The organism is Streptomyces sp. VTCC 41912 (assembly GCF_045799175.1).
In the GTDB taxonomy this organism is placed as follows: Bacteria; Actinomycetota; Actinomycetes; order Streptomycetales; family Streptomycetaceae; genus Streptomyces; species Streptomyces albulus_C.
This window is the reverse complement of the sequence record NZ_JBJMAB010000001.1, coordinates 601,357-620,793: the sequence shown is the minus strand read 5'-3', so window position 1 is coordinate 620,793 and position 19,437 is coordinate 601,357. Positions and strand designations below refer to the sequence as shown.

17 protein-coding genes are annotated in these 19,437 nt (G+C 75.0%); 10 read left to right on the top strand and 7 right to left on the bottom strand.

Annotation, left to right across the window (positions count from 1 at the left end):
- Positions 1–381 precede the first annotated feature (381 nt).
- Positions 382–1,869 (bottom strand): bifunctional phosphatase PAP2/diacylglycerol kinase family protein, encoded by a 1,488-nt coding sequence (locus ACJ6WD_RS02825; RefSeq protein ID WP_233660600.1) that lies wholly within the window; start codon positions 1,867–1,869, stop codon positions 382–384.
- 314 nt (positions 1,870–2,183) lie between these two features.
- Here ACJ6WD_RS02825 and ACJ6WD_RS02820 point away from each other — a divergent pair, with 314 nt between their 5' ends.
- From ACJ6WD_RS02820 to ACJ6WD_RS02810, 3 genes are all read left to right on the top strand, one after another.
- A complete protein-coding gene (locus ACJ6WD_RS02820) occupies positions 2,184–2,627 on the top strand; it encodes a GNAT family N-acetyltransferase (RefSeq protein WP_407615069.1) in 444 nt (147 codons plus the stop codon).
- A 423-nt stretch (positions 2,628–3,050) separates the two neighbouring features.
- The gene (locus tag ACJ6WD_RS02815; RefSeq protein WP_407615068.1) at positions 3,051–4,364 is read left to right on the top strand and encodes an aminotransferase class I/II-fold pyridoxal phosphate-dependent enzyme; all 1,314 of its coding nucleotides are present in this window, start codon (positions 3,051–3,053) and stop codon (positions 4,362–4,364) included.
- 306 nt (positions 4,365–4,670) lie between these two features.
- Positions 4,671–5,858 (top strand): MBL fold metallo-hydrolase, encoded by a 1,188-nt coding sequence (locus ACJ6WD_RS02810; RefSeq protein WP_331249633.1) that lies wholly within the window; start codon positions 4,671–4,673, stop codon positions 5,856–5,858.
- Positions 5,859–5,978: 120 nt separating this feature from the next.
- Here the strand turns inward: ACJ6WD_RS02810 and ACJ6WD_RS02805 are convergent, their stop codons facing one another.
- Together ACJ6WD_RS02805 and ACJ6WD_RS02800 are read right to left on the bottom strand one after the other, a co-directional pair.
- Entirely contained in the window at positions 5,979–6,683 is a 705-nt protein-coding gene (locus tag ACJ6WD_RS02805; protein WP_233656279.1) for a DedA family protein, read from the bottom strand.
- Positions 6,680–7,528 (bottom strand): MBL fold metallo-hydrolase, encoded by an 849-nt coding sequence (locus tag ACJ6WD_RS02800; protein WP_407615067.1) that lies wholly within the window; start codon positions 7,526–7,528, stop codon positions 6,680–6,682. Before ACJ6WD_RS02800 ends, ACJ6WD_RS02805 begins: the two co-directional genes overlap by 4 nt.
- A 299-nt stretch (positions 7,529–7,827) precedes the next feature.
- On the opposite strand from ACJ6WD_RS02800, the gene ACJ6WD_RS02795 reads away from it, so the two are divergent.
- The 3 genes from ACJ6WD_RS02795 to ACJ6WD_RS02785 all read left to right on the top strand — a co-directional run bounded on the left by ACJ6WD_RS02795 (position 7,828) and on the right by ACJ6WD_RS02785 (position 12,299).
- Positions 7,828–9,936 (top strand): phage holin family protein, encoded by a 2,109-nt coding sequence (locus tag ACJ6WD_RS02795; protein ID WP_331249631.1) that lies wholly within the window; start codon positions 7,828–7,830, stop codon positions 9,934–9,936.
- A 305-nt stretch (positions 9,937–10,241) separates the two neighbouring features.
- Positions 10,242–11,636, top strand: coding sequence for an amino acid permease (locus tag ACJ6WD_RS02790; protein WP_233656285.1), 1,395 nt, complete (start codon positions 10,242–10,244; stop codon positions 11,634–11,636).
- Between the two features lie 261 nt (positions 11,637–11,897).
- Positions 11,898–12,299 carry a nuclear transport factor 2 family protein gene (locus ACJ6WD_RS02785; protein ID WP_233656287.1) on the top strand — a complete coding sequence of 134 codons (402 nt, stop codon included), beginning with the start codon at positions 11,898–11,900 and terminating at the stop codon, positions 12,297–12,299.
- A 7-nt stretch (positions 12,300–12,306) separates the two neighbouring features.
- Here the strand turns inward: ACJ6WD_RS02785 and ACJ6WD_RS02780 are convergent, their stop codons facing one another.
- Positions 12,307–13,119 carry a helix-turn-helix domain-containing protein gene (locus ACJ6WD_RS02780; protein ID WP_165479671.1) on the bottom strand — a complete coding sequence of 271 codons (813 nt, stop codon included), beginning with the start codon at positions 13,117–13,119 and terminating at the stop codon, positions 12,307–12,309.
- A gap of 179 nt (positions 13,120–13,298) precedes the next feature.
- On the opposite strand from ACJ6WD_RS02780, the gene ACJ6WD_RS02775 reads away from it, so the two are divergent.
- Entirely contained in the window at positions 13,299–13,610 is a 312-nt protein-coding gene (locus tag ACJ6WD_RS02775) for a 4a-hydroxytetrahydrobiopterin dehydratase (RefSeq protein ID WP_376556410.1), read from the top strand.
- 11 nt (positions 13,611–13,621) lie between these two features.
- Here ACJ6WD_RS02775 and ACJ6WD_RS02770 read toward each other — a convergent pair whose 3' ends face one another.
- Both ACJ6WD_RS02770 and ACJ6WD_RS02765 read right to left on the bottom strand, forming a co-directional pair.
- Complete coding sequence (locus tag ACJ6WD_RS02770; RefSeq protein ID WP_233656289.1) at positions 13,622–14,542, bottom strand: YihY/virulence factor BrkB family protein; 921 nt, start codon at positions 14,540–14,542, stop codon at positions 13,622–13,624.
- Between the two features lie 192 nt (positions 14,543–14,734).
- Positions 14,735–15,835, bottom strand: a complete 1,101-nt coding sequence (locus ACJ6WD_RS02765) for a DUF1266 domain-containing protein (RefSeq protein WP_407615066.1) — start codon at positions 15,833–15,835, stop codon at positions 14,735–14,737.
- 126 nt (positions 15,836–15,961) lie between these two features.
- Between ACJ6WD_RS02765 and ACJ6WD_RS02760 the strand changes: the two genes are divergently transcribed.
- Positions 15,962–16,948 (top strand): trans-aconitate 2-methyltransferase, encoded by a 987-nt coding sequence (locus tag ACJ6WD_RS02760; RefSeq protein WP_233656292.1) that lies wholly within the window; start codon positions 15,962–15,964, stop codon positions 16,946–16,948.
- A gap of 84 nt (positions 16,949–17,032) precedes the next feature.
- Here the strand turns inward: ACJ6WD_RS02760 and ACJ6WD_RS02755 are convergent, their stop codons facing one another.
- A complete protein-coding gene (locus ACJ6WD_RS02755) occupies positions 17,033–18,109 on the bottom strand; it encodes an alpha/beta fold hydrolase (RefSeq protein WP_407615065.1) in 1,077 nt (358 codons plus the stop codon).
- A 107-nt stretch (positions 18,110–18,216) separates the two neighbouring features.
- Here ACJ6WD_RS02755 and ACJ6WD_RS02750 point away from each other — a divergent pair, with 107 nt between their 5' ends.
- Together ACJ6WD_RS02750 and ACJ6WD_RS02745 are read left to right on the top strand one after the other, a co-directional pair.
- Positions 18,217–18,936: a TetR/AcrR family transcriptional regulator C-terminal domain-containing protein gene (locus tag ACJ6WD_RS02750; protein WP_331249626.1), complete on the top strand. Its 720-nt coding sequence runs from the start codon at positions 18,217–18,219 to the stop codon at positions 18,934–18,936.
- Positions 18,937–19,118: 182 nt separating this feature from the next.
- Entirely contained in the window at positions 19,119–19,400 is a 282-nt protein-coding gene (locus ACJ6WD_RS02745) for a hypothetical protein (protein WP_020931318.1), read from the top strand.
- The last annotated feature ends 37 nt before the right edge of the window (positions 19,401–19,437 follow it).

The following is a 19,437-nucleotide window of genomic DNA, read 5'->3' as shown; positions in this document are numbered from 1 at the left end:
CGCGGGTGTCTCGTATCGCGAGAGTGGCGTCTTGCAATCTGGACGCGATGTGGACGCCGATGGGGGCGCGAGTGGGTGCGCGAGTGGGTGGAGTGAGGGGCGAGGAGCGGGGATCACGGTGCGGGGAGGAGGTGCACTCAGGGCGGGATGGGGCGCGTGGAGGAGCGGGGTGGGGTGTTGGGGGAGGGGTGTGGGTGGGGAGGGGTGTGGGTGGGGAGGGGGCGGGGCCCCGGGGGCGGGGGGCCCCCGGGGCAAGAGCCGGAGCGTCAACCGCCTCCGAGACGGGTCAAGGCGGGCCAAGGCGGGCCGAGACGGGCCGAGACGGGCCGAGGCCGGCCGGCAAGCAGGCCGGCCGGCCGTAGGTGAGGCGAAACGTGTGGTTCAGGCGGGAAGGAGGCGGTAGACGGTGAGGGCCTCGTTCTTCTTCTCCAGGGCCAACTCGCCGTTCACCGTGGTCACTTCGCCGTCGAAGGCGAGCGGGACGTCGTCCGGGAGGCCGCCGATCCGCAGTCGGGGGAGGCGGGCCTCGCCCAGGACCGGGGAACTGCGTGGAGTGCCGAGGAGGGCGGCGGCGAGGAGCCGGGTGCGGGCCAGTCGGCCGCCGTGCACCACCCGGACGTCGAGCACGCCGTCGGCGAGGTCGTGACGGCGGACCGGTGCGGTGCCCAGGCCGCGGTACTGGCAGTTGCCGACGAACAGCAGCCAGACCGAGCGTCGTTCGCCGTTGATCTCCACGTCCAGCGGTGCGGCGGTGCGCAGCACCTTCCACGCGGCGAGGACGCCGGCGGGCCAGGCGCCGATGCGGTGCGCCCACCGCTCCCGGATCCGTACCAGTTCCGGATACGCGCCGATGGAGAAGGTGTTGAGGAAGTGTTGGCCCTCCTGGTGCGGTCCGGCCCGGAAGCGCGCCACGTCCACCGCGACGGCCTCGCCGGTCTCCACGGCGCGTGCCGCCTCCGCGTAGGTCTCGATGCCGAGGTCGTAGGCGAAGTGGTTGAGGGTGCCGCCGGGCAGGACGGCGAGTGGCAGGCCGTGCCGCACCGCGACCGTGGCCGCCGCGTTGACGGTGCCGTCGCCGCCCAGCACCCCGAGGGCACCGCCGCGCGCCTTGGCCTGTTCGGCGGCTTCCTCCAGGGCCTTGTCCAGCGGTGGCCCGTCCGGGTCGCCGCAGACCACGACCTCGGCGTGCGGGAGGACCCCGTGGACCTCCGAGGCCCGGTCGGGGCGCGGGCCGGAACGTTGGCCGGAGCCCGCGTTCGCGACCACGAACAGTCCGCGCCCACCGGGCAGCGCGGGCGCCTCGGCGCGCGGTCGGGCGGGCGGGGCCAGTTGGGCGCGGGTCGGCGCGAAGCCGCGGACCGCGAAGGCCGCGCCCACGCCGAGCGCGGCCCCCGCCACCACGTCGCCCGGATAGTGCACGCCCGTGTAGACGCGGGAGAAGGCGACGGAGGCGGCGACCGGGGCGAGGGCCAGCCCCCACCACTTGTTCTCGAAGGCGACGCCGGTGACGAAGGCGGCCGCCGAGGCCGCGTGCCCGGACGGGAACGAGGAGGTGAAGGGCTGGCGTTGGAGCCGTCGCATCGCCGGGACGACGTCCAGCAGCGGTCTGTCGCGGCGCACGGAGCGCTTGCCGAGGGTGTTCACCGTTGCGGAGGCCACGGCCAACGAGGCGATGCCGCGCACGGCGGCCCGTCGTGCGGGCCGCCCGCCGAGCGCTGCCGCTCCGGCCGCCACGCCGAACCACAGGAGTCCGTGGTTGGCGCTGCGGGTCAGCTTGGGCAGGACGCGCTGGGCGCCCGGCCACTCGCGGGTGGCGATCCGGTCGAAGGCCCACCGGTCGAGGTGGGTGAGGAGCGTTGGCGTTCGCATGGGTCACCTGTACCCCGGGAGGGGCGGGGCAGGCCGGGGAGCCGGTGCGAGGGAGGGGAGGGGAGGGGAGGAGGGAGGGGAGGGGGAGGTGAGGGAGGCCGACACAGGGTCTGGGGCGGATGTTTTCTGCGGGGCTCGGATGGCTGGCGCGGTGGGAGGGAGGGGGGAGGTGGAGGCGCAGAGGTGAGGCTGTGAGGATGGCGGGGAGCGGTGCAGACGGGGCCGGGTCGAGGCCGAGGACGGATGAGCAGGGGGCAGTGGCGATGAGTGGGACGCGTGGTGGTGCGGCGGGCGACGGGGGAGGGCCGCCGGAGGTGGTGCGACGGCGGTGCGATGCGGATCTCGATGACTGCGTCGCGGTCCTCGCCGACGTGCACGCGGACAGCGGTTATCCCCATCACTGGCCCGCTGAGCCGCAGCGGTGGCTCACTCCTGACGGGTTGACCGCCGCCTGGGTCGCCGAGGCGGACGGGGCGGTGCTCGGCCATGCCGCGCTGTGCGGGCGGGAGGTCAGCCGTCTCTACGTCTCGCCCGGTGCGCGCGGCCGTGGTCTCGGCGCGCGGTTGCTGGCTGCCGTCGAGGCGGAGGCGGCGGACCGCGGGGTGCGGCTCGTCCTGGAAGTGAAGACCTCCGACTCCGCGGCGGTCGCGCTGTACGAGCGGCGGGGCTGGGTGCGGCGCGGCACCGAGCGGCAGGAGTGGAGCGCGCCGGGGTCCGTCGCGGAAGTGGTGACCGTGCACCGGTACGAGGCGCCGTAGGGCGGACGGGGCGTGCATCTCGGCGGGGCGGGTGATGCCCCGTCTGGCTGTGGGCAGCCCCGTTTGGGCGCAGCCGGCCGTTCCCTCTCCGGGGGCGCCGGGCGCCTCGGCGGCCCGTGGCGATGCACCGGCTGTAACCGCCGGGTGCCCGGTCGGGCCCGGCGGCGCCGCACGAGGACGGACCCGCCCGGCCAGCTCGTGCCGGAACGTTCCCGCACGACAACGTTCCCGTACGGCCGCGACGCCGCCCCCTTGCGTCCCCGTCTCGACGCGGTCACGGCGCCGTTCGGCTCAGGAGGCAGCGGTCACCCTCCGTTGACGTGTCGTCCGCGGTCGCCACCCGCGTGATCTGCGAAGGTGGTCGGGGCCGTTCATCATGTGATGGGCCCACGATCGACCGGCCGCCGGGGAGTGGAGGTACGGATGCAGCGGACCGCATCGGATCCGCAGCGGGAGCCGGACCCGGCCCCGCCGGCGGGCCTGCCGGTCCTCCCGGAACTCGCCGCGCACCTCGCCGCCGCCGCCGGTCGCACCGCCCCCGAACCTCCCGGTGGCTCCGCGCCGCTGCGCACCGCCGCCTGCGGCTACTGGGAGCGCCGCGGCCTGTTCACCCCGCCCGACCGGGTGCTCGCCGCGCCCGGGGCGGCCGCCCTGCTCCTCGCCCTGTACGCCGCGGTGGACGGCGCGGTGCTGCTGACGCGGCCGTGCGCCGAGTGGTACGCGCCGCCCGCCCGGCTGCTCGGCCGGCCGGTCCACGTGACGCCGGTGCCGGCCGAATCGGGCGGGCTGCCGGACCCGTTCGCGCTGCTGGAGACCGTACGGCGGGCCCGGATGCACGGTGACACGCCGCGCGTCCTGGTGCTCTCGGTCGCTGACGACCCGACCGGCACCTGCCCGCCGCCGGAGCAACTGCACGAGGTGTGCGAGGCGGCGGCGGAGGAGGGGCTGTGGCTCATCAGTGACGAGTCGCGCCGGGACCTGCTGCACGATCCGCACGACACCGTGGTGCTCAGCCCGGCCGAGATGCTGCCCGGTGAAGTCGTGGTGCTGACCGATCTGCGGGCCGCGCTGCTGCCCGTCTCCTGGCCCGTCGCGCTGGCCCGTTTCCCCGGCACCCGCCGCGGCGCTGTTCTCCGGGACGCCGTGTGCCAGACCCTCGCCCGGCTGCACACGCCCCTTCCCGGGCCGCTGGCCGACGCGGTCACCCACGCGCTCGGTGAACCCGACGCCGTGCGGGAACGGACCGCGGTCGCCGCCCGGGTGTACGGGGCGCTGACCGGGGCGCTGCACCGCGCACTCGCGGGGGCCGGCGCGCTGTGCCGTCCGCCGCACGCGGGCAGTCACCTCTACGCCGACCTCGAACCGCTGCGGCGGCCGCTCGGTGACCGCGGGATCGTCGGATCGGCGGACCTGGAAAGGGAGTTGGCGCCGTGGGCGGCTCGTGGCGGCCACCGTTTCGAGGACGACCCGGAGGCCCTGCGGGTACGGCTGGGGGTGGACGGGCTGCTCGGCGCCGACATGGCGCTGCGCCAGCGGACGTTGGACGCGGCGGACCCCCTGACGCTGCCGCACGTGCGGGCGGGGGTGCGGGACCTGGAGCGGACGCTGGCCGCACTGGGCGGGGCGCAGGGGCGGCCGCACCGCTCCACGGGAGTGGCGCGTGCCGGGGAGGCACCGGCGGCGGGGGGCTCCGGCGCGGTGCGGGGGCCGGACGCGGAGGGGGGCGAGGACCGCTGAGCCGGTGGCCGCGGCAGTGCCCGGGGCGGTGGCGCGAGGCCGGTGCCGCCCCGGGGGCGCGGCGTTGCGTCACCCGCCCGCGGCCCGGTTCCGGTTTCGGTTCCTGTTCCGATCCCGTGACCGGCAAGCCTGAGCCCTCGTCATCGTCGCGGCCTTCGCCTGCCTCGCGGAGCGCTTCGTTCCCCGCTTCTTTCCCTGTCTCTTCCCCCGTCCTTCCCGTTCCCCCTCCGCCGTCGCGTGCGCACCGTGGCCCACCCGGCCGCCTCGTGACTCCGGTTCCGCCCGGCCATCGAATGGAGCCCCTAGATGACCGAACAGACCGAGCGTTCTCCCGCCGGGCGCTCCCTGGACGAGCCCGCCCGCGCCGAGCCGCGTGCGGGTGCCGACGACCGGCACGGCGACGACGCGCACGGCGGCGTCCGCGGCACCGGCGGCACCGGACACGGGGGCGTGGCCGTGGACGCGGCCGGGCACACCGCCACCGTGGCGCTCCCGGCCACCGCGCCGCCACCGCTCGCCGAGCCGCGCCCCCTGGGCGAGCCGCGCACCTGGCCCCGGGACTTCACCGACCGGTTGACGGCGCCGCTGCCCGGCGTCCGCGCGCTGGCCCGGATCGCGCGGGAGGGCAAGCTCCGCCCGTCTCCCGAGATGCTCCGGCAGATCCAGCAACTCCCCTTCGAGCCCGGCCCGATGCCGCGGGTCGGACCGTCGACCCTCGCGCTGACCTGGGCCGGGCACGCCAGTTGGGTCATCCGGATCGGCGGGCTGACCGTCCTCACCGACCCGGTGTGGTCGCGGAAGATCCTCGGCACGCCCGCCCGGGTCACCCCCGTCGGGGTCCGCTGGGAGGACCTGCCGCCGGTCGACGCCGTCGTCATCAGCCACAACCACTACGACCACCTGGACGCCCCGACGCTGAAGCGGCTGCCGCGTGACGTCCCGTTGCTGCTTCCCGCGGGGTTGGCGGTCTGGGCCCGGCGGCGCGGTTTCACCCGGGTCACCGACCTGGACTGGTGGGAGGCGGTCGAACTGCCGGGCCCGGACGGCCCGGTGCGGATCGACTTCGTGCCCGCGCACCACTGGAGCAAGCGGACGCTGACCGACACCTGCCGGTCCCTGTGGGGCGGCTGGGTGCTCACCGCCCCCGACGGGCGGCGGGTCCACTTCGCGGGGGACACCGGCTACGGCCACTGGTTCGAGGAGATCGGCCGCCGCTACCGGGACATCGACCTGGCGCTGTTGCCCATCGGGGCGTACGACCCGCGCTGGATGCTGCGGCCGGTGCACACCGACCCGGAGGAGGCGGTGCGAGCCTGCCAGGACGTGGGCGCACGGGTCCTGGCACCGATGCACTGGTCGACGTTCCTGCTGTCCGCCGAACCCCCGCTGGAGCCGCTGCACCGCATCCGGGCCGCGTGGGCGGCGACCGGCCGTCCGCGGTCGGACCTGTGGGACCTCCCGGTGGGCGCCTCGCGGGTGCTGGAGGAACGGTGAGGGAGGCGCACGGCTGAGGCGGAGGGGGCGGCCGTGGTCCGGGGGACCGCGAGGACCATTCCTCCCCCCCCCGGCCGCTGCCGTGCCGCGCCGTCGGCCGCAACCGTCGCGACCGTTCCCTCAGCCGTTCCCGTCGGCCGTTCGCTCCTCGCCGACCGCCGGTGCCGGTGCCGGTGCCGGGCGGAGGCGGCGCCAGACGGCCGGTGCGGCGCCGAACAGTACGGTCAGGCCGATCGCGGCGGCCACGCCCTGCCAGGGCTCGGGGAAGAGGGAGCCGCCCAGCACGCCGATCAACTGGTACGTCGCCGCCCAGGCCAGGCATGCCGGCAGGTCGCCGCGGGCGAAGCGCCGCGGCGGCATGGCGGCGAGCAGACAGGCCAGCATGACCGGGATCCGGCCGGCCGGGACCAGCCGGGACAGGACCAGGACCAGCACGCCGTGTTCCCGGAGCCGCTGCTGCGCCTGCGCCAGGCGTTCCGGTGCGGCGCGGGCCCGGAGCCGAGCCAGCCAGCGCGAGCCGTTGCGGGAGCGGACGCCGCGTCGCCCGAGCCAGTACAGGCCCAGGTCCCCGAGGAACGCGGCGCCCGACGCGACCACGAAGACGAACAGCAGCGCCAGCGGCGAACTGTGGTGGAAGGCGACCGCCGCGGCCGAACTGACCACCGCACCGGTGGGGACGACGGGCACCAGCGAGCCCAGCACCACCAGGAGGAACAGCGACGGGTAGCCCACCGCCTGCTGGGTCGACTCCGGCGGGACGTGGGCGACGACCTGGTGGAGGCCGTCCGCCCACGCCGCCCCGGCCAGGGTGCCGGCGGCCGTCATCGGCGGGTCCTCGGGCGGACGGACTCGCCGTGCGCCAGCCGGTGCACCGTGACCCCCGGGGCGAGCAGCCCGGCCTGCCGCTCGAACTCCTGGCCCGGCGCGTGGAACTCGTGGGGTCGCACCGCGTCCAGACCGAGGGGCCAGTAGGTGCCGTAGTGCACCGGTACGGCGCTGCACGGCGCCAGTCGGGCGGCGGCCACCGCGGCCCGGCGGGCGTCCAGGTGGCCGTGGCCGAGGAACGGGCCCCAGCCGCCCACCGGCAGCAGCGCCAGGTCGCACGGCCCGACCTCGTCCGGCAGTTCCTCGAACAGGCCGGTGTCGCCGGCGAAGTAGGTGCGGGCCGCGCCGTGCAGGACGTAGCCGAGGGCCGGTACGCGATGCGGGCCGTAGGGCAGCCGCCGGCCGTCGTGCGCGGCGCGCACCGCGCGGACGGTCAGGGCGCGCGGTGCGGACGCGCCGTCCGGGGAGGTGGCCCCGGGGTCCGCGGGAGGCGGTTCGGTCGTCGGGGCGATGCGGCACTCCTCGCCCGGCCGCAGTTCGATGAGGGGCAGGCGCCTGGCCGCCGCCACCCGGCGCAGCCCCGGGACGGCGGCCGGCGCGCCGTGCGGCACGACCAGTCGGGTACCGGGGGCGAGCCGGGCCAGCGACGCCGGGTGCAGGTGGTCGGCGTGCAGGTGGGAGATCAGGACCACGTCGGCGCGGGCCGCCTCGGGCGGCGGCAGGGCGCCGCGTCGGCGCCGCAGGTGGGCGAGCCGGGCCACGAACAGTGGGTCGGTCAGTACCCGCACACCGGAATCCTCGACCGTCACCGTGGCATGTCCCCACCAGGTGACCTCCAGCGACACGCTCCGTCCACCTCCCGGTCCGGCCGGGGCGTTCGCCGCCCGGCGTCGGATGTGCGGGCGGTCGCTCCGCTCCGGAGCCGGCCGTCCCCGCTTCGATCCCTACCGATCCTCCCCCATCGCCGGGGAAGCGGAGCCCCGGTCCCCCGGGAAGCCGGTGTCGCCCGTAGGCGCGGTGGCCGTCCCGCCCCCCACCCGCTCGTCGCCGCCCGCTTTATGACACCCGACCGGTTTGATGACACCCTTGGCCGGAATGCCCGCCCGGCCGGTGCGGTGGGCCGGAGTGCGGAGGACGGGACGGCGTGCGGACCGCGCGGTGGAAGGCCCTGGGCGGCGCTCTCCTGAGGGTGCTGGCCGTCTGGGGGGTCTCCAGCCTGACCCTGCTCGCCCTGGCGGCGGTGCTGCCCGACTTCCGGCTCCAGGCCGCCGGCGGCGACAGCCTCACCCGCACCGCGCTCACCGCGGCGCTCGGCGCCGGCGCGTTCGGCCTGCTCAGCGCCCTGGTGTGGCCGCTGCTGGTGCGTGCGCTGCTGTTGGTGCCGGCGCTGGTGCTCGGGTTGTTGGTGTTCTTCCTCAACGGCTCGCTGCTGCTGGTCGCGCTGGACGTGATGACGGCCGGTCGGGGGCGGAGCACACCGGAGACCGCGGTGATCGTCGCGGCGGTGATGTCCGCGGCGTCGTCGGCGACCTCCACCTTCCTGGCGGTGCGCAACGACGAGGCGTACCGGCGGCGCCTGGTGCGGCTGGCCGGACGGCGGGGCAGGCGGGCCCGCGCGGACCGCGGACCCACCACACCGGGCACGGTCTTCCTCCAGATCGACGGCGTCGGTCACGACGTCCTCCAGGCGGCGACCCGTGGTGAGCAGCCGCTGATGCCGACCGTCGCCCGCTGGATCGACACCAGTCACCGGCTCACCCCGTGGCACACCGACTGGTCCAGTCAGACCGGTGCCAGTCAGCTCGCCCTCCTGCACGGCAGCAACGAGGACCTGCCCGCCTTCCGCTGGTACGAGAAGGAGAGCGGCGGCCTCATCGTCAGCAACCGGCCCAGCAGCGCCGCCGAGCTCCAACGCCGGGCCGTCGCCCGCACCGGCGACGAGGGACTGCTCGCGCACGACGGTGCCAGCCGCGGCAACCTCTTCAGCGGCGGCGCCGACCAGGTCGCCCTGGTGATGTCGGTGGCCGCCCGGCGCGGTCGCCGCAACCGCTCCCGGGCCGGCTACTTCGCCTACTTCTCCGACCCGGCGAACGCCACCCGCACCGCGGTCTCGTTCGTCGCCGACGTCCTGCGGGAGATCGGGCAGGCGCTGCGCAGCCGCTGCCGCCGCGAGCGCCCGCGCGTGGGGCGCGGCGGCCTGTACCCGGTCATCCGGGCCTTCGCGACGGTCGTCGAGCGGGACGTGGTGGTCGCGGCGGTCGTCGGCGATCTGCTGGCGGGCCGCACCGCCGTCTACGCCGACCTGGTCGCCTACGACGAGGTGGCCCACCATTCCGGGCCCGCGCACCGTGACACCCACCAGGTGCTGCGCCGCCTGGACCGGTGCATCGCGCTGATCGCCGAGGCCGCCCGGCACGCGCCCCGGCCGTACCGCATCGTGCTGCTCTCCGACCACGGCCAGAGCCCCGGCGCGACCTTCCGGGACCGCTACGGGCTGACCCTGGGGGACCTGGTCCGCGCCGGGTGCGGGCTGCCGGTCCGCGGGCGGGCCGGGCGCACCCCCAGCGGCGCCGAGGCCCGGGAGGCGGCGCGGGCGGCGCTGGGCCGGCCCGAGGGCCCGTCGGACGGGGACCGGCGCGGTGCGCAGCCGGTCGTCCTGGCCTCCGGCAACCTCGGTCTGGTGTCCTTCCCGGACGTCCCCGGCCGGATCACCCGCGAGGAGTTGGACCGCCGGCACCCGGCGCTGCTCGACACGCTCGCCGGCCACCCGGGCATCGGCTTCGTCCTGGTGCGCTCGGCCGCGCACGGCCCGGTGGTGCTGGGGCCGGACGGCGGCGAGCACCACCTCGACGGCGGGCGGGTGATCGGCGCCGATCCGCTGGCGCCCTTCGGGCCCGGTGCGGCCGCCGCGGTCCGCCGCACCGACCGGTTCCCGCACGTCGCCGACCTCATGATCAACTCTGTCTGCGAGCCGGCGACCGGCGCGGTGCACGCCTTCGAGGAGCAGATCGGCTCGCACGGCGGGCTGGGCGGTCCGCAGAGCCGGCCCTTCCTGCTGTGGCCCGCGGAACTGACCCCACCGGTTGCCGACGGCACGCCCCTGACCGGCGCCGAGCAGGTCCACCAGGTGCTGCGCCGCTGGCTGCGGGAGGCGCACGGCCCGCACCTGCCCGTCGGCGCCGGGACGGAACGCCCGCGTCACGAGCCCGGGTCGGAGCCGGGACCGGAGCCGGTCGACCGGTTCACCGGCTGACCCTCGGCTCCCGGCACCGGCGGGACCTCCCCTCTCCTGACCAGCGACGACACGTTGTGCCACTCCGGCGGACCGTTCGGTAGCCGGGCGGCGCCGCCGAAGAAATTCGCCCGGCGAGCGGCTTCGACAGGACGATTCGCGGCGATTTTGAGTGGTTGCGTGCGGCCGGTGACCATGGGCTCAGCCGGCACCCCGGCGAGCCCGCACGATGAGAGACGCGTCACACCACCATGCATCGCGATCCCACTGCAGAGGCCACCCCTGCCGCCTCTGACCTGCAACCATCAGCACAGCGTCCGTTCCGGATGAACCTCCTGACGGCCACCGCCCTGGTCATGGGCAACATCATCGGCGGCGGCATCTTCCTGCTGCCGGCCTCGGTCGCCCCCTTCGGCACCATCAGCCTGGTCGCCTTCGGCGTCCTCACCCTCGGCGCGATCTCCCTCGCCCTGGTCTTCGGGCGGCTCGCCCAGCGCCATCCCGACACCGGCGGGCCCTACGTCTACGCCCGCGAGGCGTTCGGCGACTTCGCCGGGTTCCTCTCCGCCTGGTCGTACTGGACCATGACCTGGGTCAGCAACGCCGCGCTGGCGGTGGCCGCCGTCGGCTACGTCCACGTGCTCTTCCCCGGCCACGCCTCCCGCGGCGTCGACCTGATGGTCGCGCTGGGCGCACTGTGGCTGCCGGCCCTCGCCAACTTCGCGGGCACCCGCTACGTCGGCGCGGTCCAACTGGTCGCCACGGTCCTGAAGTTCGTGCCGCTGCTGTTCATCGCGGTCGTCGGCCTGTTCTTCTTCGACCCGCACAAGCTCGGGGCGTTCCACGAGGGCGGCGGCAGCACCCTGGGCGGGCTGTCCGCGGCGGCCGCGATCCTGCTCTACAGCTACGTGGGCGTGGAGTCGGCCGCGATGAGCGCCGGCGAGGTCCGCGACCCCGAGCGCAACGTCGGCCGGGCCACCGTCCTGGGCACCATCGGCGCCGCCGTGGTCTACCTCCTGGGCACCGCGTCGGTCTTCGGCACCGTCCCGCACGACAAGCTGGTCCACTCCAAGGCGCCGTTCTCCGACGCCGTGGACGCGATGTTCGGCGGCCACTGGGGCGGAACGCTCATCGCGGCCGCCGCGGTGATCTCCATCATCGGCGCGCTCAACGGCTGGACGCTGATGAGCGCGCAGTCCCCGTACGCCGCCGCCAAGGACGGCCTCTTCCCGGCCGCGTTCCTCACCAAGCGGCGCGGGGTGCCGACCTTCGGGGTGCTGGCCGCCGCGGTGCTGGCCAGCGCCCTGACCGTGATCAACTACTTCACCGGCAGCGGCGGGGTCTTCGAGATCCTGGTGCTGATCACGACCTTCTCGGCCACCGTCCCCTACCTCCTCGCCGCCGGCGCGCAGATCTACTTCCTGCTCACCGGCCGCCGCGACCGGGTCCGCCCCGGCCGCTTCGCCCGCGACATGACGCTCGCGCTGGTCGCCTTCGGCTTCACCTTCTGGCTGGTGGCCGGCGCCGGCTACGCCGCGATCTACCAGGGCGTGCTGTTCCTCTTCGCCGGGATCCTGGTGTACGCGCTGATGGCCGCCCGCCGGTCGACGGGCCGCGGACGCCGCTCGGACGCCGCCGGGGAAGCCCCCGCGGAGCCCGCGGAGCCCGCCGAGCCTGCCCCGGCGGACCCGGTCGCGCGCACCGGCCCCGCGGCGGACTGACCGCCCCGCCGCGGCGTCCCGCCCGGACTCCTGCCCCTGGCCGCACCGCTGCGACCAGGGGCATTACCTTTCGAGTAATCGACCGGCCCTCGTCGCTCCGGCAGAGTCGGGGCATCGGTTCACGGGCCGGCGCACTCCGGCCCGTGGATCGCTGCTGACACTCCGTCAGCCACCTGTCCGCCGGATCCGTTCCGGAACGCGCGTCGGACGGGCGCCGGGTCCGTACCGGACGCCTCCGCCGCCAACCACCAGGAGTTCGTGATGTCGCAGAACGTGCAGCAGGTCGCTCCCGTGCCGGCCGTCGACCACGCGGCCGCCGCCGAGCGCTACCTCGCGGCCTGGAACGCCACCGAGGCCGGGGCGCTCGCCCGGGCCGTGACGGCGGCCTTCACCGCACAGGCCACCTACACCGACCCGCTGGCCGACGTCGCCGGCCACGACGGGCTCACGGCGCTGATCGCCGGGGCGCACCAGCAGTTCCCGGGCTTCGTGTTCCGCCCGCTCGGAGCGGTGGACGGCCACCACGACATCGCCCGGTTCGGGTGGGAACTGGTCGCGCCGGACGGGTCGGCGCCGGTCGCCGGCTTCGACGTGGTGCGCCTCGCCGAGGACGGCCGGATCGTGTCGGTGCTGGGCTTCCTGGACCGCGTCCCGGCGGCCTGAGCCTCCCTCACCCGGCGACGTCGCGCAGGTGCGCGGCCGTTTCGGGGTCGGCCGGCAGGAACGCCTCCAGCGCCAGCTCCGAAACGGTCACGTCCATCGGCGTGTTGAAGGTGGTGATGGTCGAGAGGAAGGACAGCACCGCACCGCGGTGCTCGATCACCAGTGGCAGGGCGAACGGCGGGTGTTCGCCGGCGGCCGCCGCCCGGTGTTCGCCGTCCGGCATCGGATAGGAGCGCAGCTCGTCGTGGAGCGCGCGCAGCGGTGCCGACCGCATGAGCGCCAACTGCCGGTCCAGTTGGGCGAAGAGGTGCTCCCGCCACTCCGGGAAGTTGCGGATGCGGGGCGCCATGCCGCGCGGGTGGAGGGTGATCCGCATGGCGTTCATCGGCGGGCGGAGCAGTTCCGGATCGACGCCTTCCAGCAGTACGCCGATGCCCCGGTTGGCCGCCTGCACCTGGTACGTCCCGTCGACCACCAGGGCGGGATAGGGCTCGTAGCCGGCCAGGAGGCGGTCCATGCCGGCCCGGAGGGCGGACATCGACGGGTCGTCCAACGGGGTCTCCGGGAAGGCGGGGGCGTAACCGGCCGAGATCAGCAGGGCGTTGCGTTCGCGGACGGGCACGTCGAGGTGTTCGGCCAGCCGCAGCACCATCTCCTGGCTCGGACGGGCGCGGCCGGTCTCGATGAAGCTGATGTGGCGGGCGGAGGAGTCGGCGCGCAGTGCCAGTTCCAACTGGCTGATCCGGCGCCGGTCGCGCCACTCGCGCAACAGGGTGCCCACACCCGTGGTTTCCGGCGCGAACGCCGTGGCAGTCGTCATGGCGCCGACGGTAGCCGACCTGCCAGGCATTACCCGGGGTAACTCGGGAGGTCGGGGTGGCCGCGACGCGCGGCGGGCCACGGGCCGCACCCCGTTGCCGGACGCGGAACCGCCCCCGGCGTGCCAGGCTGTAACTGCCGCGCTCCAGCGGCGGTGACCGGCACACGGCGGGAGGCGACATGGGCGCGCAGGTGGTACCACTCGACGACGCGGAGATCGAGGACCGCCTCCTCGACCTGCCCGGCTGGACGCTCGACGAGGACCGGCTGAACCGCAGCTACCGCTTCGACCGCCACTTCCAGGCCGCCGCGATGGTCATCCACATCGCGCAGATCCAGGAGGAGTTGGGCCACCACGCCGAGCTGACCCTGGGGTACAACCAGCTCACCGTCGCGGTCAACACCCACAGCGCCGGCGGTCGGATCACCCACCTCGACTTCGGCCTGGCCCGCCGCATCGAGGAGATCGCCGCCGGACACGGCGGGCTCTGAACGCTCCGGCGTCAGCTCGGGCGGCGCGGCCCGATCACCCGTCCGGCCCGCGCCAGCTCCACGTTGAACTGCGCGCCCGACAGCAGCGACAGGTTCGAGAACCACAGCCAGATCAGGAACACCACCGGCCCCGCCAGCGACCCGTACAGCCGGTTGAACGTGCCGACGTACGACGCGTACAACGCGAAACCCGCCGATGACACCAGCCACAGCAGCACCGCCAGCACCCCGCCCGGCCCGGCCCGTCGCACCCCGCGGGAGTGCGGTGGCCCGGATCGGAACAGCACCATCGCCAGCACCGTCGCCAGCACCAGCAACAGCGGCCACTGGAGCACGTTCCACAGCGTCTCGCCCGCTTCGCCGAACCCCAGCGCGCGCCCCAACGCCGTCGCCACCGGCCCGCTCACCAGCAGCGCCACCGCACTGCAGATCAACAGCGCCATCAGCAGCAGCGCGGTGACGATGATCCGCGGCGCCTTCCGCCACGGCGGCCGGTCGTCCTTCGTCCGGTGCATGGCGTGCAGGGCCCGCCGGAACACCGCCAGATAGCTGCACGACGACCACAGCGCGCTGACCGTCGCACCGCCCACCACCACCCACGCGGCGGTGCGCTGGTGTGCCATCACCACCAGCGCGTGCCGGACGGTCGCCCCCGACTCGGCCGGCGCGAGCGAACTGAGCCGGTTGATCAACTGCTCGGTACCGGCCGGATCGGCCAATCCGATCAGCGAGATGGTGAGGATCGCCGACGGCAGCAGCGCCAGCACCGAGTAGTACGTCAGGCTCGCCGCGTAGTCCGTCACGTCGTCGTGCCACACGGACAGCGGCGTGCGGCGCAACGCCGTGCGGTACCGCTTCCAGCGCGGTCGGCGGGGCGGGCGCCGCGCTCCGGTCCGTACCGGGGACGCGGACGGTGCGGTCTCAGCCCCCATGCCGGACCCCCGTCGCGCCGGCCGCCCGCCGCCCTGCGACGCCCCCCATACCGCTCCCGTCCATCGCCCATCCGTCCTCTGTGCCGTACCGGTCCGGCATCGTCCGGTCCCGGTCCTGCATCATGCCCCGGTACGCCGCCCGTCGGCGAGCCGCCGGCCGACGTCCCACCCGGGGGCGTGACCCCGGCCCCGTCAGGCGAACGGCAGCGTCCGCCACGGCGACGCCGGATCCTGCGTCAGCACCCGGTGCAGGTGCACCGTCTCGCCGTACGCCGGTCCGAACCAGCCGTTGTCGAACGCCAGCACCCGGCCGAGCGCGTAGCCCGTGGCGAATTCCTCCCACGAGCCGTAGACCTCCGCGGCCCGCGCCGCCACCCGCGCCACCGCCTGCTCGGCCTGCGGCGGCGCGCACCACCGCGCGCCCAGGCCCCAGCGGACCAGGCCCACGGCGTGCGCCAGGTCCAGCGCGACCAGCGACACCACCCGACCGCCGGCCGGCAGCAGCCCGTCCGCCCGGAACCGCTCCTCGTACCGGCCGACCAGCTCCGGGACCGCGGGCGCGGCGCCGCCGTCGGCCGCCGCGTCCCCGGTGGGCTCCGCCCCGGCCCCGGCACGTGACCGGGCGCGGGCGCGCAGCGCCGTCTCGGTCTCCGCCGGCACGAACTGCCCGCCGAGCAATTGCTCGAACCGCTGCTGCCAGCTCACCGGGTCGCCCACCGACCACTGGGCGCGCAGCGTCTCGGCGTCCGTCGAGTAGTCCAGGAACGCCGTCCCCAACTCGTTCCAGGGCACGCTGTGGTGCACGGCGAGCGGGGCCCCACAGGCCAGCCCCCGCGCCACCGGACCGTGCAGCGGCCCCCCGGCGGGGGCACCGCCCATGCCGTGCAGGCCAGGGGGGAGGGTCACCAGGAGCCCGCCCGGCCGCGCCCCGACCTGCGCCCGCATCCGCAACCAGCCGGCGCGGTGGGCCGGCGTCGCGGACAGGTACGAGGCGTACGGGGTGCCCGGGTTGACGGCCAGTCGCCACTTGTCGTGGGGCCAGTCCTGGGCCAGCTCCTCGACGGTGACGCGGTCGAAAAGTCGCTGTGGTTCCCACGGCGGCAGCATGCCGCGCGTCAGCACGGGAATGCACTTACCGCCCGCCACCGGATCGTGGTAGACGGGCAGCGGTTCCTGACCCTGCTGCGGCACTGCCAGGTACAGATCCTCACCGGCGATCGCCGCGACCTGTCCGTCCCCGTCCCCACGCGCCGTCGCCTCATACAGCCGCCGCTCGGTCTCCGTCGGCGGCATCCATCCCGGAGTACCCACAGGCCAAGACCCTACGGTGATCCCGTCCCCGGCCGGAACCAGGGGCCGCGCACGGGCCGCCGGCCCGGCCGCTTGCCGGCACCCACCCCGTACCGGAGGCTCGATGCCATGAGCAGTCACGACCACCCCGTGCCCGGGCACCTCTCCCCGAACCCGCCGCGCCCTTCGAGCCCGGGCCACCACGCTTCCCACGCCGGCCAGGACGGCACCACCATCGACTGGGGGGTGCTCGGTCCGCACCTCGAACGGGGCGCCGAGGTCCAGACCCCGCTCTACGAGCAGGCCGCCGCCTGGCTCCGCGAACTGCTCGGTCCCGACGCCTCCGACGTCCCCGGCGCTCCCGATGGCGGGTCGGCGCCCGTGCGCCGCATCCTGGACGTCGGCAGCGGCCCCGGCGTGGTCAGTTGCCTGCTGGCACTGGCCTTCCCGGACGCCGAGGTGTGCGCGGTGGACGCCACCGAGGCCCTGTTGGACCGGGCCCGGGCCCGCGCCGAGCGGCTCGGGCTGGCCGACCGGATCCACACCCACTGCGCCGAGGTACCGCACGGCCTGGATCCGCTCGGCGGCGCCGACCTGATCTGGTCCAGCAAGGCGCTGCACCACGTCGGCGACCAGCGCGGTGCGGTGGCGGCCCTCGCCGGCCACCTGCGGCCCGGCGGACTGCTCGCGGTCTGCGAGGGCGGCCTCGCGCCGCGCTTCCTGCCGCGCGACATCGGCATCGGCCGCCCGGGACTCCAGGCCCGCCTGGACGCGGCCGCCGAGGACTGGTTCGCCGACATGCGGGCCGCCCTGCCCGACGCCACCGACGTCCTGGAGGACTGGCCGGCCTTCCTGGCCAACGCCGGTCTGCGCACGCCGTGCACCCGCAGCTTCCTGCTGGACCTGCCGGCGCCGCTCGGCGAGGACGCCCGCCACTACATCCAGGCCAATCTCAGCCGCGCCACCGAGGAGTACGGCGACCAACTGGACCCCGAGGACGTCACCACCCTCACCCGGCTCACCGACCCCCACGACCCCGCCGGCATCACCCGTCGCCCGGACGTCTTCCTGCTCTCGGCGCAGACCGTCCACACCGCCCGCGCCCTGGAGCCGTAGCCGACGACGGGGCGCGGACGGCTGCGACGTCCGGCCCGTTCCGGCGTCGACGGGCCGCGCTCCGCCACTGGTGTCGTGCGGATGTCAGGCGGCCAGTGGCGGAGCGGCGAGCGCCGGGCGGACCTTGGTGAGCATCAGGTCGAGGAACTGGTCCGGGTGCCGGAAGCCGGCGAAGTGGCTGGCGCCGCGGATCAGTTCGAACTCCTTGTGGGGCGCGCTGACGTCGTCGAAGAACCGGCGGGCGGGCCCCGGCGGGGTCAGCACGTCGCCGTCGCCCTGGAAGAGGAAGAACGGGATCGCGAACGTGGTGCCTTCGGCGCGTTCGTCGACGGTCGCGGCCTGGAGTTGGAGCCGCTCGGAGAAGTTCATGGCCCTCAGGTAGGCCCGCAGGCCGCGCAGGGTGTGCAGGGGCGAGAACCACAGCGAGCGGAACACGACGGTCTTCATGGTGTCGTAGGACAGCGGGTCGCTGGTGAGGACCAGCTTGTTGAACTCGGCGAACTGCCGGACCGTCCAGGCCCGCCGGTCGGCGCCCATCGCCAGCACGGCGGCCAGCTCCTTCCGCTTTCTCGCCGTCCGCAGCCGGTCCACCACGGCGGTGTACGCGGCGCGCTCGCGACCGCCGTCGACGATGTTCTGGTCGGTGCCGACGTAGCCGGAGTACAGCTCGGGGTGGTTGCGCGCCAGGCGCAGGCCGAGCACGGTGCCGAAGGAGTTGGCGACCAGCAGCACCTTCGGCACGCCGAGCCGGGTCCGGACGTACTCGGTGACCTCCAACGCATCGCGGTGGAGCCGTTCGAGGCTGAGTTCGCCCTGCCCGTCGGGGCCGCCGGCGGCGAAGGTGAAACCGGCGCCGCGCATGTCCCAGCGCACGAGCGTGAAGTGCTGCTCCCACACGTGGGTGCGCGGCAGGAACACCAGGTTGGACGCGCCCGGGCCGCCCAGGACCTCCAGGACCACCGGATTGGCGAGGTCCTCGCCACGGATCGAGACCCACTGGTCGATGCCGCCGATCCGCACGAACCCCGCCTCGTCGATGCCGTTCGGGCCGGTGATGCGGATCTTCCCGGCGTTGGCGGTGCGCTTGAGCCGCCGGTGGCCCAGCAGGCCGGCGACGGGGGCGGCCAGGGCGGCGACGGTGGCGGCGACGGCGACAAGCATGGTTGATCCCCTAAACTGTTTAGTGCGTCAGCAGATGCGTTTAAGGTATATACAGTTCTTGCGGCGCGTCAACGGGCCCGCCGACCGGGACGAGGAGAAGAGTCGAGATGGCCAAGGACAAGGCCCGCGACCTGCGCGCGGGCGTCGCGCTGCTGTGGGGCGAGCAGGATCAGCCGACCCGCGGACCGAAGCCGAGCCTGACGCCGGCACGGATCGCCGAGGCCGCGGTGGCCCTCGCGGACGCCGAGGGCCTGGCCGCGGTCTCCATGAGCAAGGTCGCCGCCGCCTTCGACCTCTCCGCGATGGCGCTCTACCGCTACGTGCCCGGCAAGACCGAACTCGTCGAGCTCATGATCGAGTCCGTCCTCGCCCCGGCGCCGGACCTCTCCGCGGTCGCGGGCGGCTGGCGGTCCCGCATCACCCGGTGGGCCCACCTGTCCCGGCAGGTGTACCGCGCGCACCCCTGGCTGCTGGCCGCCACCGCACTGCGTCGCCAGGCCATGGGGCCGCACCAACTCGGCTGGCTGGACGCCGCGTTCGCCGCCCTCGAACCCACCGGCCTGCCCGCCGCCCAGCAGCACCGGATCTTCGTCCTGGTCGCCGGCCTGGTCCGCACCGTGGCCCAGGAACAGGTCGACTTCGACCAGCAGCACGACCAGGAGTGGAACCGTCTCACCGGCGAGCTGATCACCCGCCATGCCGACCGCTTCCCGCACCTCACCCGCGCCATCGACGCCGGCGCCTTCACCCCCGACCCCGCCGACCCCCTGGACTTCGCCCTGGCACGCGTCCTCGACGGCGTGCAGGCACTCGTCGGGCCCGCGTGACGGAGCGCCGGAGCGGGCCCGTGCACGGCCTCGGGCCCCTTCCCCGTAGGGCGGTGCGGAGCGCCTTCGGAGCGCAACCCACACCGGGCGATGTCACCGCGATGGCCCGCACCGACCGGCGGAACCCCCCGACCGCGATGAGGATGAGCGGGACAAGAGGGGGGCAGCGAAAGGGTTTGATCATGTTCCGCTCGATTGCCACGGTACTGGCCGCCACCGCCGTCACCGGATTCCTGAGCACCGGCATAGCCACTGCCGCGCCCGACCGGCCCCAGGCCCCTGCGGCCGTCACCCAGCACGCGCAAGGCGGCGACGGAGGCGGCGGAGGCGTCGGGGTCGGCGGTGTCGGCGACGGCAGCCGTGACCACGGCGTCGGCGTCGGCGGCGTGGGCGCCAGGGGCACGGTCGGGGTCGGCGGCGTCGGCTCCAACGGCAACGAAGGCGTCGGCGTCGGCGGCCTGTGAGGCTCGCGCCGCCGTTCCGTCCCGGCACCCGCCTCGT